Here is a 1,653-nt window from a genome sequence, read left to right on the forward strand (position 1 = left end):
TTTTGGTCATAAAGGTGCGTTAGAAGCGGGTGCAACCTATGAGGAGGCGATTACTAAAGGTAGCAAGAAAGGTAAAACCGGATTTGCTGATTTAGTTTGGAAACCTCGTGTTTTAATTGAAATGAAAAAGCGAGGAGAAGATTTAAGTAAGCACTATCCCCAAGCTTTTGAATACTGGAGTCGATTGGTTCCTAATCGCCCTCGCTATGTCTTATTATGTAATTTTGATCAGTTCTGGATTTTTGATTTTGATCTTCAAATAGATGAACCGGTAGATCGAGTAAATCTCAACGATTTGAAAAATCGGGTCAGTGCCTTCAATTTTATGGAAGTAGGGAATCGTACCCCTATTTTTCAGAATAATCAAGTCGAGATTACAGAAACGGCAGCGCGGCGGATGGGTGAGTTATTTCAACTGTTAAAAAAACGCAGTCATAAAAGCGGTTTTGATGAGTTGACGGCCCAGCGATTTATTTTGCAGTGTGTATTAGCAATGTTTGCTGAGGATCGAGGATTATTACCGAGAGATTTATTTATTTCTTGTGTACAAGAGTGTCTAAATGGGGGCAATTCTTATGATGTCTTGGGGGGATTATTTCAACAGATGAACCAACCCGGAATTACCCCCGTTGGCAAGTATCAGGGAGTGGATTATTTTAATGGGGGACTGTTTAGTATAATTCATCCAATTGAATTAACTAATAAAGAATTAGAGTTTCTGGATGTGGCGGCGCGTCAGGATTGGAGTAAGATCCGTCCGGCAATTTTTGGTAATATTTTTGAGGGGACGGCTAATGCTGAAGAACGCCACACCTACGGAATGCACTTTACCTCAGAAGCGGATATTATGAAAATTGTTCGCCCAACTATTAGCCGTTACTGGGAGGAGAGAATTGAGCAAGCTGGGACGATTGGTGAGTTAAATACACTTCAGTTAGAATTACAGCAGTATAAGGTATTAGATCCGGCTTGCGGTTCGGGTAATTTTCTCTATGTCGCCTATCAAGAATTAAAGCGCATTGAACAGTTATTAATTGAAAAGATTGCTAACCGTCGTCGTTCTGCTAGTGACCAATTACAGATTAGTTTTGTTACGCCTAAACAGTTTTATGGAATGGATATTAATCCTTTTGCTGTAGAATTAGCGCGGGTGACTTTAATGATTGCCAGAAAGGTGGCGATTGATAGGTTTAATTTGACGGAAGCTTCTTTACCTTTGGATACTTTGGATAGTAATATTATCTGTGCTGATGCTTTGTTTACGGATTGGCAAAAAGCAGACGCAATTATCGGTAATCCTCCATTTTTGGGAGGTAAACACATGAGATTAAATCTCAGTGATGATTATGTTAATAAAGTGTTTGCAAGGTTTTCTGAGGTTAAAGACTCGGTTGATTTTTGTTCCTATTGGTTTCGTCTAGCACATAATCAATTAGATGAGAAAGGAAGAGCGGGTTTAGTCGGAACTAATTCTATTAGTCAAGGGAAAAGTCGTGTAGCGGCGTTGGATTATATTACTCACAATGGTGGACACATTCATGAGGCGATTTCTACTCAGCCTTGGTCTGGTGAGGCTAATGTTCATGTTAGTATTGTCAATTGGAGTAAAGTTGAACCAGTAAGTTATTATTTAGATAATCATCAAGTTTCTCA

1 protein-coding gene is annotated in these 1,653 nt (G+C 39.2%); it reads left to right on the forward strand.

Annotation, left to right across the window (positions count from 1 at the left end; translation table 11 throughout):
* Positions 1–1,653: DNA methyltransferase (locus O9334_RS15260; protein WP_288000929.1), on the forward strand; the 1,653-nt coding region annotated here is incomplete at both ends.

The organism is Microcystis sp. LE19-8.1F (genome assembly GCF_027531715.1).
Lineage (GTDB): Bacteria > Cyanobacteriota > Cyanobacteriia > Cyanobacteriales > Microcystaceae > Microcystis > Microcystis wesenbergii_A.